Source organism: Lacinutrix sp. MEBiC02595 (assembly GCF_053601555.1).
On record NZ_JBSHNU010000246.1, the window covers coordinates 368083 to 385884 of the forward strand.

At 34.0% G+C, this 17802-nt stretch carries 10 protein-coding genes; 6 read left to right on the forward strand and 4 right to left on the reverse strand.

Annotation, left to right across the window (positions count from 1 at the left end; all coding sequences use genetic code 11):
• The first annotated feature begins 16 nt into the window (after positions 1-16).
• On the forward strand, positions 17-673 hold the full coding sequence (locus ACVCZW_RS19085; protein WP_452233204.1) for an HAD family hydrolase: 657 nt from the start codon (positions 17-19) through the stop codon (positions 671-673).
• Positions 674-787: 114 nt separating this feature from the next.
• On the opposite strand, the gene ACVCZW_RS19090 is transcribed toward ACVCZW_RS19085, so the two are convergent.
• Positions 788-1552, reverse strand: coding sequence for a hypothetical protein (locus tag ACVCZW_RS19090; RefSeq protein ID WP_452233205.1), 765 nt, complete (start codon positions 1550-1552; stop codon positions 788-790).
• 433 nt (positions 1553-1985) lie between these two features.
• Between ACVCZW_RS19090 and ACVCZW_RS19095 the strand changes: the two genes are divergently transcribed.
• Together ACVCZW_RS19095 and ACVCZW_RS19100 are read left to right on the forward strand one after the other, a co-directional pair.
• Complete coding sequence (locus tag ACVCZW_RS19095) at positions 1986-10073, forward strand: HYR domain-containing protein (RefSeq protein ID WP_452233206.1); 8088 nt, start codon at positions 1986-1988, stop codon at positions 10071-10073.
• A gap of 276 nt (positions 10074-10349) precedes the next feature.
• Positions 10350-11156 (forward strand): hypothetical protein, encoded by an 807-nt coding sequence (locus ACVCZW_RS19100; protein ID WP_452227817.1) that lies wholly within the window; start codon positions 10350-10352, stop codon positions 11154-11156.
• A gap of 38 nt (positions 11157-11194) precedes the next feature.
• Here the strand turns inward: ACVCZW_RS19100 and mnmE are convergent, their stop codons facing one another.
• Positions 11195-12583 (reverse strand): tRNA uridine-5-carboxymethylaminomethyl(34) synthesis GTPase MnmE, encoded by a 1389-nt coding sequence (gene mnmE / locus ACVCZW_RS19105; protein ID WP_452227816.1) that lies wholly within the window; start codon positions 12581-12583, stop codon positions 11195-11197.
• Positions 12584-12680: 97 nt separating this feature from the next.
• Here mnmE and ACVCZW_RS19110 point away from each other — a divergent pair, with 97 nt between their 5' ends.
• Positions 12681-13805 (forward strand): redoxin domain-containing protein, encoded by a 1125-nt coding sequence (locus ACVCZW_RS19110; RefSeq protein WP_452233207.1) that lies wholly within the window; start codon positions 12681-12683, stop codon positions 13803-13805.
• A 185-nt stretch (positions 13806-13990) separates the two neighbouring features.
• Here ACVCZW_RS19110 and ACVCZW_RS19115 read toward each other — a convergent pair whose 3' ends face one another.
• Positions 13991-14641: a rhomboid family intramembrane serine protease gene (locus ACVCZW_RS19115; protein ID WP_452227814.1), complete on the reverse strand. Its 651-nt coding sequence runs from the start codon at positions 14639-14641 to the stop codon at positions 13991-13993.
• Between the two features lie 62 nt (positions 14642-14703).
• Between ACVCZW_RS19115 and ACVCZW_RS19120 the strand changes: the two genes are divergently transcribed.
• On the forward strand, positions 14704-15594 hold the full coding sequence (locus tag ACVCZW_RS19120) for a lysophospholipid acyltransferase family protein (protein WP_452233208.1): 891 nt from the start codon (positions 14704-14706) through the stop codon (positions 15592-15594).
• Positions 15595-15679: 85 nt separating this feature from the next.
• On the opposite strand, the gene glmM is transcribed toward ACVCZW_RS19120, so the two are convergent.
• The gene (gene glmM, locus ACVCZW_RS19125) at positions 15680-17065 is read right to left on the reverse strand and encodes a phosphoglucosamine mutase (RefSeq protein ID WP_452227812.1); all 1386 of its coding nucleotides are present in this window, start codon (positions 17063-17065) and stop codon (positions 15680-15682) included.
• Positions 17066-17189: 124 nt separating this feature from the next.
• On the opposite strand from glmM, the gene ACVCZW_RS19130 reads away from it, so the two are divergent.
• Entirely contained in the window at positions 17190-17792 is a 603-nt protein-coding gene (locus ACVCZW_RS19130) for an acyl carrier protein phosphodiesterase (protein WP_452233209.1), read from the forward strand.
• Positions 17793-17802 lie beyond the last annotated feature (10 nt).

Consider the following 17802-nt stretch of genomic DNA (forward strand, 5'->3'; position numbering starts at 1 on the left):
TCGTAAAAAAAACAAAATGCTAAAAGCGGTTTTATTTGATATGGATGGTGTTATTGTAGATACAGAACCACTACATCACAAAGCGTATCACAAGATGTTTAACGACTACAACATAAAAGTAAACAAAGATTTATACGAAAGCCTTACCGGACAATCCACAAAAAATGTTTGCAAAAAATTATGTAACCATTTTGATTTGAACGAAAACCCAAATGCACTTGTAGATAGAAAAAGATACCATTTTAAAGATCTTTTTTTTAACGATCCTAGCCTAAAGCTAATAGATGGTGTACATGATATTATTAAAGAGTACCATAAAAATGGAATCACCTTAGTACTTGCCTCTTCTGCTTCTATGCTTACCATAAATAATGTGTTTACTAAATTTAATTTGGACCAATATTTTGTAGCCAAATTAAGTGGGGCAGATTTAAAAGCATCTAAACCGCATCCTGAAATATTTATAAAAGCAGCGGAAGCTTCTGGTTTTAAAAGAAAGGAATGTTTGGTAATTGAAGACTCGACTAGCGGAATTAAAGCTGCCTTTGATGCAGGAATTTATTGTGTTGGTTACGATAGTTTAAATTCTAAAAACCAAGACTATTCTTTAGCGAACAAAGTAGTTTCTAACTTTAATGAGATACCTTTTGAGAAGGTTAAGAATTTAGTTTAGAACGATACAATCATTTATGTATTTACTTCTAAAAAGGAATGTATTTACTAGAAGTCAAGCATTATAATTTCATTTAACCTTAAAAAATATAATGCTTAACAACAGATAACTCTTTTATTTTATATACTTATTAAGGAGACTTTTAAGAAGTCTTACATCTTTATCCTTTTCACGACTTAGATTCTTTTTACTATCGCATTCAAATAAAGAATAATCAATTTCGATGAAATGGATTTCCTTTTTTTTAAGAACATCTCTTCGTCTTTTATTATACTTTTTTATTTGTTCTCCTCTAGTAATACCACTAACTGTCATCACATCTAGTTTTTCTAAATGCTCCTTTGTTTGGTTTTGCTTTTCTGAAAATTCAACCACTAAATTAGCTCCTTCATAAAAAGCTGCTAAAGGTAATTTTGTTCTTGTTTTTCCTTTTTTATGCATATCGCCAAACAAAAAAGAAAAGGTATGTTTACGGGAAGCTTTTTCTTTAAGTATTTCGTCACAAAGATCTAAAATGTAGAACTCATCACTATTCTCTCTAACTTCTTTGGATCTTTCTTTTTTAGAAATAGTACTTACAGTTTCACTCTTAGGAAACGTAACTCCTTCTCTTACCAAATACCAATAGACAGCTGTCTCTGTTCTTTCTGCATGCACAAAAGGTATCGTGTTTAATGTATTCTCTTTATCTAAAGCTCTTAATACTTTTCTAAGCGGTAAGCCTTTTTTTTGATCCTTTGTAAAAACACCAGCTTCTATTAAATCAGACATGATGTCTTTTGCAGGAATCCAATCTTTATCCGTATTTGTAGTAAAGTAATTCTCTATTACCTTATTTATTTGCGTTACTCTATCTTCGCTATTACTTCTATTCTCCATGATTATCACTTTTATATTACTTGCATGGACTGCAAATAAAACGGCTGCAAGATAAGTGAATATTATCACGAAATAATTATACTACCTATTTAATTCTATACTAAATAGTATATGTACTTACTTCTGTTGGTTTTACGCTTTTTAGAACGCCATAATATAAACCCTTTGTGCTTGCTATTCCTTTAAATCTAAACAGTATTTTATATAAAACAGGTAGTAAAAATCGCCCATATATTAGAGCGATAAAAAACGTCATACATCGTATTATAGAAAGCTTTAAAGAGTAATTAAGTAGTTTAACGATTAAATTCTTTTTGTGGAAGAACTCCACTTATTTTCGCTTCTCTCATTAAGATTAATAGCAAATTATTTAATGAACAAGATTTTGTCATGGCGTTATGCCAATGGCTTGACCTATAAAATGATTGCTATTATGAAAAAAAATCTACTTTTTTTTACGCTTGTTATAACTATTTTTACACATAGTTTTAATGGATTTTCGACAAATGTTAAGCACCTATCCCTTGACACAACTTCAACTAGCGCATACAACAATACGTCTTTAAATACGGAAGCCGCTTTGTTTTCTGAATATAAAACGGATACTCTAAATAATTCGACATTTAGAACTATTACAACTTGTCCAGGTCCAAATATTTCTAGAAATGTAGATCCAGGAGTTTGTAGTGCAGTAGTAACATTTGCACTTCCAACGACAAATATAACTGGTGGCTCTATGGTTTTAAGAACTAGTATAGGTGATGGAGGTACATTTCCTTTAGGAACAACCACAGTGACTTACGAAGAGTATGACGGTACTTCTTTCACTGCAATCTACTGCACTTTTGATGTAACAGTTTTGGATAATGAAAATCCTGTAACCCCAACTTTATCTCCTGTTACTGTCGATTGTAACGGAACATTAACTGCTCCTACAACGACAGATGTTTGTGCTGGAAACATTACTGGATCGACAACAGACACGCTAAGTTTTTCTGAAGGCGGAAGCACTACAATCAACTGGAGTTTTGATGATGGTAACGGAAACACGATTTCTGTACCTCAAACCTATAATTATGATGATACAACAGATCCTGTAACGCCAACATTAGCTTCTGTCACTGTAGATTGTAACGGAACTTTAACCGCTCCAACAACGACAGATGTTTGTGCTGGATCGATTACTGGAACTACAACAGATACCCTAAGTTTTTCTGAAGGTGGAAGCACCACAATAAACTGGAACTTTGATGATGGTAATGGAAACTCTATTTCTGTACCACAAACCTATAATTATGATGATACGACGAATCCTATAGCTCCAACATTAGCTTCTATTACTGTAGATTGCAACGGAACATTAACTGCTCCAACAACGACTGATGTTTGTGCTGGATCGATTACAGGAACAACGACTGATACGCTTTCTTTTGTTGAAGGTGGTAACACCATAATCAACTGGACTTTTGATGATGGTAACGGAAATATAATTTCTGTTCCGCAAACTTATAATTACGATGATACGACGAATCCCGTAACGCCAACCTTGGCTAATATAACAGATCAATGTTCTGTTGCAATCACACCTCCAACAACTACAGATAATTGTAGCGGAACAATAACAGGAACAACAACCACTTCTTTTCCTATCACAACGCAAGGAACAACAGTTGTTATTTGGTCCTTTGATGATGGAAACGGAAACACTGCGACACAAACACAGAATATAGTTATTATTGATACTATACTTCCTTCCTTTAACTCCTGCCCTTCTAATGTTTCTAGAAACAATGATCCTGGAGCATGTGGAGCAATTGTAAATTATACCATACCTACAGCAACAGATAGTTGTGGAATAGCAACCGTAACACAAACAGATGTAACAGGTTTAACATCTGGTAGCTTATTTCCAATAGGAACAACAACTATAGAATATACTGCTACAGATGGCCATGGAAATAATACAATTTGTTCTTTCACAGTAATAGTAACAGATACGGAACTACCAACTATTTCTTGTCCACCAAATATAACCGTAAATGCAGATGCTAATTGCGAAGTAACAGCAGTTACTCTAGGAATGCCAACCACCAATGATAATTGTAGTGTGGCAACGGTAACAAACGATTTGACTTTACCTTTACCTGTAGGTACTCATACTATTACTTGGACAGTTTTAGATGCAGTAGGTTTAAGTACAACATGTACACAAACGGTTACGGTTCAAGATGTAACACCTCCAGTAATTACTTGTCCAATACCAAATGCTTTTTACAATACAGATGCAGGCCAATGTGATGCAACATTATCCTTTAACGCAACAGCTACAGATAATTGTAGTGCAACTCCTGTTGTTTCTTACGAAATTGCTAGTATACCAATAACTTTTCCTTATGCTTTCCCTTTAGGAACAACTAGCGTAGATGTTATTGCGGATGATGGTAACGGATTAACTTCTACATGTAACTTTACTGTTGTTGTAGAAGATAACGAAAATCCTATTGCTATTTGTCAACCACTAACCATAACATTAGATGCTTCTGGAAATGCTTCCATTGCGGAAGATGCTGTAAATAATGGTTCTTCGGATGCTTGTGGCGGATTAACTTTTGATACCAACCAAACTAGTTTTGATTGTACTAATATTGGAGTTAATAATGTAATCTTAACAGTTACCGATGCAAATGGAAATACTACCACTTGCAATACCACAGTAACGATATTAGATAATGTACAAAGTGCTACTGCATCCATAACATCTACTCCTGTATCTCCAATATGTCAAGGAGAGTCTGTAACCTTTACCGCTACTGGAACGAATCTGGGCACTACTCCATCTTATCAATGGTATTTAGGTGGTATAGCAGTAGGAACGGATAGTGCAACGTATACCACTACAAGTTTAAATAATGGTGACGACGTGTATGTAGAAATCACCTCTGGGCCTTGTGATACGGTAACGATTAGTAATAGTATTATTATGACAGTGAATCCATTGCGACCAGTAACATTTACATTAAATGCTTCTGCAAATCCTGCTTGTTCTGGAGACAATCTTACTTTCTTTGTTACTGGATTAACCAATGGTGGAGCAACACCAACGTATCAATGGTATGAAGGTGCAACTCCAGCAGGTACGAGTACCAATACCTATACCTCATCAACAATCACAAATGGTGAAATAGTTTCTGTGGAAATAACTTCTAGTGAAACTTGTGCGAGTCCTATACCTGCAACAGAAAGTGTAACTATGGTTGTGAGTCCGGATGCTACTATTAATTTAACTTCAGCTAATAACATTCAGACGGTTTGTAATGGAATTGCAATGACAAATATTGTTTATAATATAACAGATGCAGCTAATGCAATTTTTACTGGTTTACCAACTGATTTAACAACCAACTACTCAGGAGGAATCTTAACTATTAGTGGTTCATCATCACAAGTAGGTATTTTTAATTATACAGTTTCAACAGATGGTTGTGGTAGTAATACAGCTTCTGGAACAATTACTATTCAACCAGATGCCACTATAAACTTAATTTCTTCAGATGCTTATGAAGGTTTATGCAATAGCGGAGCCGCTATGACTCCAATAGAATTTCAATTGAGTACTGGAGCAGCAGGTGCTGTTTTAACTAGCACACCTACCTTACCTGCTGGAATTACTGGATCTTTTAATGCTGGTACTGGAGTATATACAATAAGTGGATCTACAACTACTGTAGGAACCTATAATTATACGGTAACAACTACTGGTTGTGGACCTGCTGCATCTATTGATGGAGTTATAAAAGTTTATAATGGTCCTCCTAATATTTCTGGTAGTATAAATAATACAGGAGGATGGCCTACAAATATATGTGACACACCACAAACAGCTACTTTTTCAGTTCCATTAGATCCAAATGTAGAATCTTATAATTGGACCTTTTCAAGTTCAAATTTCACTATAATTTCTAGTAATCCAAATGCTAACAGCGTTGATGTTTACGTAACAGAAACTGGAGCATTTGGTCATTCGGCAAGTGTAACTGCAATAAACCCTTGTGGTACTGATTCCGTATCTGAAACTGTATGGATTTTAAACTTGAATCCATTAGATATTGAAGTTTATACACCAGATGATACTTCTGGAGATGCTGATGTTATATATGTTTGTGAAGGAACGACTTCATTTCAAATGAATGGAGATGTAGGAGGTTTAAGTTATAGTGATTGGGAATGGACTGACAATGGTGGAATTGATGGTACTTCTGGTAGTTTTTCAACAGTAACATCACCACCAACTTACGTTTGTGATTTTTACCTTTTTGGCATTTGCTGGAGTGGTCACTTGGAAGCTGGAGTCACGACAACTACTGTAACCAGTACATATACATTCCCTTCAAATGCTGAAGGTGGTGATATTATAACTATTACTCTTGATGCAAGTACAACAGCATGTAGTCCTGTTGCAGACAACCTAGAAATACATATTCTAGAAACACCTGTAGCAGAAATCACTTCACCAGACACCACTATTTGTGAAGGAGAAAGCAGCACAATAACTTTTGAAGGTGTAGCAACTAGTCAAATAAGCGTTTATGATGGTAGTGGAAATATTTGGTATAATATACAACCCGATGGTACTTTTTCATTACCTGTTGCACCAACTACTACAACGACTTATACTTTAAATAGTAGTCGCTACGATATAAATGCTTATCCTGGTAATATTGATTGTCCAATAGTACTTAATGAAACAGTTACTATTACAGTAAATACAGCTCCAAGAATTACAGCTCCTGCAGATATCACAATTTGTGAAGGAAATATCGTAAATCTATCCACTAGTTCCTTTTCTGGTTCAAACGCAGTAGCAACTTGGTCTACATCAGGAAATGGTACATTTACCGGAAGCATCTATACACCAAGTGCAACCGATATTTTTAATGGAACAGTTACGCTTACCTATACAAACACTCCTAGTGATGGTATTTGTTCACCGGTAAGTGATTCTATGATTGTAAATATAAACGAACTTCCAACCGTTCATGCTGGAGTGAATCAAACTATTTGTAGTGATGGAAGCGTTATATTAAATGGAAGTATCGGTGGTAATGCTAATTCTTATACATGGAGTGCTTCAAGTGGAAACTTCTCAAACGTAAATGATTTAAATGCCACATATACACCAACTATTACAAGTGGTTCGGCAACACTTACTTTAACAGTTAATAATCCAGCTAATTGCGGACCAATTACCGATACTATTGTTATAACAGTGAATGAAGCAGCTTCCGTAAATGCTGGTGCAGATTATACCGTTTGTAGTTCCGATACGATTGTTCTTAACGGTAGTTTAGGTGGTAGTGCAACTTCTGGAATATGGAGTTCGATTACTGGAGGTTCTTTTGGGAATGCTTCCGTATTAAACACAACCTACAATCCAAGCCCTGCTGATATTTTAGCTGGAACGGTAATACTTACTTTAACGTCCAATAATCCAACAGGTATTTGTGGATCTGCTATAGATACTGTTACTATTACTATTGATGAAGCTGCAACTGTAGACGCTGGTCCGGATCAAACATTATGTGCTTCACAAACTTTAGATTTATCAGCAATTGGAACTTTTGGTGGTGGAGCAACTTCTGCAACATGGAGTTCTAATGGAACATCAGGAACCATAGCAGGAAATACCTATACACCAAGTCTTGGTGACATTTCATCTGGATCTGTTATATTATTAACATATACCACTAACAACCCAACAGGAACCTGTAACGCAGTAAGTGACACCATGGAAGTAACTATTGCTCCTTTCGTAACTGCTATTGCAAGTAATACTACAACGATTAGTTCTTGTAGCGATACTACCATTCAACTAGCAGCAAACGCAACTGGAACTTGGTCTGCAGTTTCTGTTCCTGCGGGTAGTCCGTTTTCATTCTCCAATCTTACAGATCCAAATGCTTCCTTTGCAGGGGAAAGTGGTATAGCATATAATATCACTTGGACTATCGATAATCCTTCACCTTGTGCTGATGGAACAGCGATAGTGAATGTAAACTTCCTTTCTTGTGGTGACTTTATAGATTTTGATGGAATTAATGACAATGTTGATTTTTCTAATAATTATAATTTATCAGGAAACTTTAGTATCGAAGCTTGGATAAAACCAAATGCTATTAACGGTAATATTCAAACCATACTTTCTAAACGAAATGCAGATAATCTTGCTACAGGTTATGATTTAAGACTTGTAGGGAATAACATCAGCTTTAGAGCTAATGGCTCTGGTATAACTACAGGAGGAATAACGGCTAATAGATGGTATCATATTGCGGTAACCTATAATGGTACAGCGTATACTATTTATGTAGATGGTGTTCAAAGAAATGCTGCTAATGGCCCAAGTCCAACAACCAATAATTCAAATATGCGCTTAGGTGCCATGTCACGATTAAATAACGTGCCTACAAATTATTATAATGGTTGGATGGATGAAATTCGTATTTGGAATACTAATTTGAGCACACAACAAATTCGTCAAATGATGAATCAAGAAATTCAAAATAATGGTGGACAGGTTCACGGAACAGAAATTCCTTTAGATATTGCAGGATTAACATGGAGTAATTTAACTGCGTACTACCAAATGAATCAAAGTACACATATTACAGGAGGAAATTTAAATGGAAATATTGGTGTTGCTGGTACGCTTAGAAATATAACATCTTTACAAGCCGAAACTGCTCCTTTACCATATATAACTGCAGCAAATGGAAACTGGGACACACCAAGCACTTGGCTAAATAATGACGTGCAACTCTTACCAAATACCATTGGTATTAACTGGAACATTGTTAGAACCCAACATAATGTAAACTCTGGCAATAGAACAACTACAGTTCTTGGTTTATTAGTGGATGCTAATACGTTCACTATTAATAATGACCAAATATTAACCGTTAACAACTATTTAAATATTGATAGCGTGTTAGACCTAGAAGGGGAATCCCAATTATTACAACCTATGGGAAGTGAAGTCGACTACTCTGGAACCGGAGCGCTGCATCGTGATCAACAAGGAACTACCAATTTATATAATTATAATTACTGGGGATCTCCTGTAAGCACAAACGGAAGCACCTACCAAATTGGAGCGCTTCATGATGGTGTAAACCCAGTAAATTGGACTACTGCTAATGATGCTACTGGCAGTACAAACCCTATAACATTAAGTAACCGTTGGTTATATCTATATGAAAATTATACTGCTGGAAATTATGCAGATTGGAATATAATAAATCAAAATTACAATATCCCGGTAGGTCTTGGATTCACTATGAAAGGTAGTGGTGTTGGCGATCCTATTACTAACTTTCAAAATTATACCTTTGTAGGGCAACCAAATAATGGTACTATAATAACTCCAGTGACCGGAGGAAATGAAGCCTTGGTTGGTAATCCATATCCATCCGCAATAGATGCAGATCTATTTATTTTAGAAAATGCAGGAAGTATCACAGGTCCTTTATATTTCTGGGAACATTCTAAAACGAATGCCTCTCATATTACTGCAGATTACGAAGGTGGTTACGCTACCTACTCTTTAACTGGTGGTACAGCTGCAACTACACCACCTATTGGTTTAGGAGGAATCGGTTCTGTTGGTTTAACTCCTAGAAAACACGTTGCTGTTGGACAAGGTTTTTATGTTACTGGCGATGCAGATGGTGGAAATATCACATTTAATAATAGCCAACGTGCTTTTGTTAAAGAAACTCCAGGTACTTCTGTTTTCTTAAGAAGAGCCGATGAGGCAGACACCTCAGACGACATAAAACGTGTTCGTGTGAACTTTACTTCACCGGAAGGAGCATTAAGACCTCTACTATTAGGTTTCACACCAAACAATGAAGCTGGTGACGGTGTTGACTATGGCTACGATGCCTTAAACACCGATTACTATCCAAGTGATATGTCCTTTATCATAGAAGGAGAAAAATATATTATTCAAGGTGTTGGTGCATTCCATGACGAGAGTATGTATCCTGTGACGATTGATTTAGGTATTTCTGGAAACATACAAATTGCACTAGGAGAATTAGAAAATTTTGACGAAGAAATTGATGTCTTTATATACGATGCCTTATTAGGAACTTATACACGTATCAATACCACGCATTATGAAGTAGCACTAGATCCGGGAAGCCATAGCGATAGATACTTTATTAGTTTCAAAGATGGAAGCGCATTAAATACTCCTGACGCGCAATTCTCTAACGTAGTGATTAACTATTTAACGGATACAAGTGAAATTTATATTAATGTACCAACTTCTGTAGATATTAAACAAGTCTACTTGGTTAATTTATTAGGACAAACGGTTAAATCTTGGAATGGAACAAACGCACCTCTATCCCATGAATGTAAACTTCCGGTTAAGAAAATATCAGAAGGCACCTACATAATTAAAGTACGAACTTCGGATAATGCGCTCATTAACAAGAAAATTGTAGTAAAACAATAACGAATACATCCGAAATTACAAATTAAAATAGCGATCCTTTTGGGTCGCTTTTTTTTTGCTAAATAAGTATAGAAACGTCAACTATATCTAAGACTTCAAAGCTACTATCTAAACAAAAAAAAGCACAAAAATACAGCTACAACTAATACACAATTTTAAACCGACAAGAAAAAAAGATGTATTTCGTCGATTATTTATGCTTTTAATAGATTTTTTTGTTAAAATCACATATCTTCGCAGTCCCAAATCATATCAATTCATTTAAAACCTAACAAAATGAATAAACAAACCTACTTATGCCTTATTGTGCTTTTTACTAGCACATTAATGAGCGCCAATCCATTTTCCAAGAACACAGCAACAGCTATGGCTTATAGCGATATTCAACGTGTTAGAATCGATTTTACCATGCCAACCGGCTATATAAAACACTTACTTTTAGGCTTTACGCCTAATAATGCGGCTTCCGATGGAGTAGATTACGGCTACGACGCATTAAGTATCGATGATTTTCCAGATGACCTTAACTGGATTATAGAAGATCAAAGTTACGTAATACAAGGTGTTGGTGCTTTCAATAGCTCGAACCAATATCCTTTAGGTATGTTTATTTCTAATGCTGGCGATATATCTATATCTCTGGATGAATTAGAAAATTTTGAAACTGACATTGACGTTTTCTTATTTGACTCCTTATACAACACCTACACTTTACTTACGGAAATCGATTTTCAAGAATATGTTAATGAAGGAACCTATTTAGATCGTTATTTCATTTCTTTTGGAAACAACACAAACGGTTCTGTTTTTAATAGTTATACGATACAGCTTGCTGTAGATGAAAACAATATGGAGGAAACTTCTATTTCTTTTTTAAGACAATCGAAAGAAATCTACATCCACTCTAACCAAAACATTTCTAAATTAGAAGTGTACAACTTACTGGGAAAGCGTATTTTAAATAAAGAAGATCTAAATACAAAAACATTGAAACTACCAACACGGTTTACTAACCAAACATATGGTATTGTTAGGGTTTACAGTAACCAAGGCGTCACTAACAAAAAACTGTTGTTTAAGTAAGTATAAAAATATCCAGAAACTTTTGAAGAAGTTTATAGTTACTTTCCAATACAGAAGTTAGCAAAAATATTACCCAGCAAATCATCGCTAGTAATTTCACCTGTAATTTCACCAAAATGATAAAGTGCTTGTCTAATATCTATAGCTAGTAAATCCCCTGACAAATCAGATTCTAGACCATATTTCACTTTGGTAACCTCTTCAAAAGCTTTTAGCAATGCATCATAATGTCTAGAATTAGTAACTATAGTTTCATTATTACGCAACGCTCCAGTATTAACAAAACCTAAAAGTTTATCCTTTAGTTCTTCTACTCCAATTCCTGTTTTTGCAGATAATAAATGTAGATTTTCAATGGAAGTTTTTAAAGCTTCCACTTCAGTATCGGAAAGGATATCTAATTTATTAGCAATCACTAATAATGGTTTTAAAGGATATTTATTTTTTATTTTTTCTATTTCAACGATAAACTTTTTACTATTGGTTTTAAATTTTTCAGCATCAAATAAATAAACGACTACCTGTGCTTGTTCAATTTTTTCAAAAGTTTTTTTAATCCCAATACTTTCAACAACGTCTTTAGTTTCTCTAATTCCTGCGGTATCTATAAACCGAAAGCCAATTCCGCCAATAACAATTTCATCTTCAATAGTATCTCTTGTCGTTCCAGCAATCTCACTAACAATAGCTCTTTCCTCATTTAAAAGGGCATTGAGTAATGTCGATTTACCAACATTTGGTTCTCCAACTATAGCAACAGGAATCCCATTTTTAATAACGTTTCCAACAGCAAAACTGTCTATTAAGCGTTTTAGCACAAAAACAATTTTTTCTACTAAAGACTTAAATTGTGTTCGGTCTGCAAATTCAACATCTTCTTCTGCAAAATCTAATTCTAACTCAATTAAAGAAGCGAAATTTAAAAGTTCTTCCCGTAGTTTGGCTATTTCCGAAGAAAAACCACCTCGCATTTGCTGCATCGCAATTTGATGCGAAGCTTCATTATCACTCGCTATTAAATCTGCAACTGCTTCGGCTTGACTTAAATCTAGTTTTCCGTTTAAAAAAGCACGCAAAGTAAACTCTCCGGCATTAGCCATCCTGCACCCATTACGTAAAAATAATTGTATAATTTCCTGCTGAATAAATATAGATCCATGACAAGAAATTTCTACTACATTTTCACCGGTATAGGATTTTGGATTTTTAAAAACAGAAACCAAAACTTCATCCAGTGTTTTCGTTTTTTCTTTAATATGGCCTAAATGAATAGTATGCGTCTTTTGTTTCGTTAAATCTTTGTTATGAATAGATTTAAAAAAAGCAGCACAAATGTTAATCGCTTCTGGTCCCGAAAGTCGTATTACAGCTATTGCTCCAGCACCCGAAGGTGTTGCTAATGCAATTATAGTATCATTTAATATCATGTAGCAAAAGTAAGCAATTGTTAAAATAAAACTAACATATTTACATTTTGAAAATAAATAAGTATTAACTGTTATATTTGCATAAAAAAAATAATTTATGCAACGTATTCTATCCTTATTATGTATTTCTCTTTTTATTATTTCTTGTACTAAAGAAAAAACAGATGGTTTTGTGGTTAATGGAAATGTAGACAACGCTAAAAATAATAGCTTGGTTAAATTAATTAGAACAGAGAATAGACAGGAAATTCTTTTAGACTCTGCCAGGGTTACAGATAATACTTTTACATTAAATGGAAAAATAGAAAATCCCGATATGTATTTTTTAACTATCGAAGGTGTTAGAGGAAGCCTTCCTTTTATTGTTGAAAATGAAACTATAGATTTAACTATCGTCTCAGACAGTATTTTCACTTCTACTATTAAAGGAGGAAATGAAAATGATTACCTAAATGAATACCAAGAATTCATTAAAACACTCCGATTAAAAAACAATAATTTAACCAAAGAGTTTCAAGCTTCCCAAAGCGCAAAAGACACTGCTCAAATGTCTGTTTTACGTAATAAATATGAAGCGATCATGGCTGAAAATGATGCGCACGATATACATTTTATTACAGAAAACAATAGCGCTGTTTTGTCTGCTCTTATTTTAGAACGTGCTTTAATGTCTAACAAATTAGAATTTGCGAAAATTAAAGAACTATACACTAATTTTGAGGAATCTTTAAAAAACACAAGACCAGGAAAAGCAATTGCAACCTATATTGAAGCAAACGAAAAAACAGCTATTGGTAGTGTAGTACCAAATTTTTCTGGACCAACTCCTGAAGGAAAAACAATAGCTCTAAATGATATCAAAGGAAAAGTTACGCTTATTGATTTTTGGGCTGCTTGGTGCGCACCTTGTAGAAAAGAAAACCCAAACGTTGTAAACGTTTATAATAAATATCATGAAAAAGGCCTAGAAATCATTGGGGTTTCTTTAGATGGTACGCCACAACAAAAAGATGCTAAGCAAGCTTGGACAGATGCTATTCAACAAGACAAACTAACTTGGAATCACGTTTCTAACTTGCAATATTTTAATGATCCTATTGCTAAGCAATTTAATATTAACGCTATTCCTGCAACCTATTTAATTGATGCAGAAGGAAAGATTATTGCTAAAAACCTAAGAGGTCCAGCACTAGAGGAAAAAATAGCTTCCTTGCTAAACTAAAAACGATTAGCACTTTTACTTTCTGAATTTATTTTCAGAAACTACGTATTAGATATAAAAAATGCTGAAATAATTTTTCAGCATTTTTTATATCTTTTTTTGTCATTTTAAGCAAAATAGAAAAATCTTGTTAGCGAATTACGAGTAAAGAGACTTCTCCACTTTAGTCAAAAGGACATTTTTATTTATATCTTATTCATTCGTTTTAAAACAAACAATAATACAATTGGTATAGCTAATAAACCTATCATTAATAGATTCGTTTCAAATAGCCATGTTGCTAAAAGTAGTGTGATTACGTAACCACCAATAGCACCACCAAAATGCGCGTCGTGACCAATATTACCGGATCTTGTTTTCATTCCGTAAATAGAATATAAAAGATAACCAATTCCAAATACATAAGCTGGGATTGGTATAGGCACAAAAAACATATACAAGCTCATTTCTGGTCGTAATAAAATAGCCGAATATAAAATTCCTGTTACTGCTCCACTTGCTCCAACGGCACTATAATGATATTCATCTTTATGAAAATATAAGGATAATACACTACCAAGAATCAAGCTACCAATGTACACAAGTACAAAACTTAAGGTTCCTAAATCTTGTACAACAATATCGGCAAAAAAGTATAACGTAAGCATGTTAAACAACAAATGCTGCGTGTCTACATGTAAAAAGCCAGAACTAAACATTCTAAACTTCTCCCCTCTTTTTATACTACCAACATTGAATTTATATTTTTCAAAAAAGTTAAAATCACTAAACCCTTTGTAAGATATTAATACATTTGCTACAATAATTACTATTGTTACAATACTTAAATTGCCCATAAATTTGAAACGTTTAAATCAAATATAACATATATTTGTTCTTGCAAATCTAAAATTATTTCATGCAATTCCTTGCTTACATTTTAATTTATCCGCTTTTGTGGATTATTTCTATTCTTCCGTTTAGAATTTTATACGTTGTTTCCGATATTTTATATGTTTTGGTATACTATATCATTGGTTACCGAAAAAAAACAGTAAAGTACAATCTAAACCTTGTCTTTCCTGATAAATCGGAAAAAGAAATCACTACAATTTCTAAAAAATTCTACCATCATTTATGTGATATGATCTTAGAATCTGTAAAATCTTTAACCATTTCTGAAGCGGAAATGATGAAACGTTTTAAGCTTACGAACATTGAAGAAATACACAAACTAGAAAAAGAAAATAGAAACATTGTTCTAATGTGTGCGCATTATGCCAATTTTGAGTGGATTTTTATTACTCAAAAATTTGTAAAACATAAAGGATATGGTGTTTATAAACGTTTGGCAAATAAATATTTTGATCGCTTAATAAAACGAAAAAGAGCTAAATATAATACACAACTTATCACCACAAAAGAAACCATTCCTGTTTTAATGGAGTCTATTAAAAATGGTGAATTATCTATTAGTGGCTTTGTATCTGACCAATCACCAAAAGTAAATAAAGCATATCATTGGAATGATTTCATGGGAATTAAAGTTCCTGTCCATACCGGAGCAGAAATGCTTGCAAAGCGCTTAAACTCTTCGGTTGTTTTCTTTGGCGTTAAAAAAATAAAACGTGGTTACTACGAAACTACTTTTAAAACCTTAGCTAAAAATGCCAATGATTATAAAAACTACGAAATTACCGATATGTTTTTAAAATTGGTAGAGGAACAAATTTATAGCGCTCCAGAATATTATTTATGGACACATAAACGTTGGAAACATAAAGACAAAGTTCCAACTGAATTTCAATAAACAATTGCCTTTTCCACATAAAAAAACAGCGTACAAATTATAATGCATTTGTACGCTGTTTTTATTTTATAATGTAAGCTTTATACTACTTTGAAATAGCTTCTATTTCACCAATAAATCGATCTGCTAAAGCATCTGCAATTTCTTGTGATTTTGCTTCTGTATAAATTCTAATGATCGGTTCTGTATTACTTTTACGTAAGTGTACCCAGTTTTCAGCAAAATCAATTTTCACACCATCTACAGTAGTTATGTTTTCTTTAGCATAACGAGCTTCCATGGTTTTCAAAATAGCATCGACATCAATTTGTGGTGTCAATTGAATTTTCTTTTTACTCATAAAATAGCTCGTATACGTTTTACGCAACTCACTTACTTGCATATCTTTTTCGGCTAAAAGACTTAAAAACAAAGCAACACCAACTAAAGAATCTCTACCATAATGGCTCGCCGGATAAATAATTCCGCCATTACCTTCACCACCAATTACGGCGTTATTTTTCTTCATCAATGCTACAACATTTACTTCTCCTACAGCACTTGCTTCGTAGGTTCCGCCATGTTTTTCAGTAACATCACGTAACGCTCTAGAAGAACTCATATTACTCACTGTATTTCCTGGCGTTTTACTCAACACATAATCTGCACAGGCAACCAAAGTATATTCTTCCCCAAACATTTCGCCATTCTCGTCTACAAAAGCTAACCTATCTACATCTGGATCGACAACAATACCCAAATCGGCACGTTCTTTAACCACCATTTCCGACAAGTCTGTTAAATGCTCTTTAAGAGGTTCTGGATTATGAGGAAAATGTCCCGTTGGATCACAATACAATTTTATTGGATGCACTCCTAAACGTTCTAATAACTCCGGAATAGCAATTCCTCCTGTAGAATTTACGCCATCTACAACTACTTTAAAATTAGCGTCTTTTATCGCTTTTACATTTACCAAGTCTAAAGCTAAAACAGCATCAATATGTAAATCTATGTAGGCCTGATTTCTAGTTATTTTCCCTAAATCATCTACTCCTGCAAATTGCATCGTGTCTGCTTCTGCAATATTTAAAATCTTCTCTCCTTCCACGCCATTTAAAAATTCCCCTTTCGCATTTAAAAGTTTTAATGCATTCCATTGTTTTGGGTTATGGCTGGCCGTTAAAATAATTCCGCCATCCGCATGTTCCATTGGTACAGCAATTTCAACCGTTGGCGTTGTAGATAAACCTACATCTACTACATGAATGCCAAGACCAACTAACGTATTCATTACCAAATTCTGAATCATCTCCCCAGAAACTCTAGCATCTCTACCAACAACAACTTTATAATTTTCTTTATCACGTTGTTCTTTTAGCCAAGTACCATAAGCCGCCGCAAACTTTACCGCGTCAATTGGTGTAAGGTTTTCACCTACTTGTCCGCCAATAGTTCCTCTAATTCCAGAAATTGATTTTATTAAGGTCATAAATATTATTTTAAAATTGAATTACAAATATAGTATTTCAAAAGGGGAAATCTTAAATCGGTTTTTGTAAATTTACATTCATGTCTAACGAATTAAAAGATTCCCAATTTCGTGGGAAAAAATTATGAATTTTCTCGCACACATCTATCTTTCTGGAAATAATGAATCTGTAACCATTGGTAATTTTATTGCGGATGGTATTCGAGGTAAAAAATACCAGCAGTTTCCTAAAGAAATTCAAACCGGAATATTATTGCACCGACAAATAGATACATTTACAGATGCGCATAAAACGGTAAGAGAAAGCACCAAACGATTGCATAAAAATTACGGACACTATTCTGGTGTGATAGTCGATATACTCTACGACCATTTTCTTGCGAAAAATTGGAGCAACTATTCTGATATTCCATTAGATATCTATGTCGATACTTTTTATGATTCTTTGCAAGACAATTTCGAGGTTCTACCAAGTAGAATTCAGAAAATGATGCCGTATATGATTGCAGATAATTGGTTATTAAGCTATGCCACTATTGAAGGTATTTCTAAAGTTTTAGTTGGAATGAACAAGCGAACAGAAAACCGTTCTAAAATGAATTTAGCAGTAAACGAATTACAAGAGTTTTATAACGAATTTGAAGATGAATTTACACGCTTTTTTGAAGAATTAATTCCGTTTTCCAAGGAGAAATTATTAGAAATTCAAACGAAACAAAACAACTAATTGTCATTGC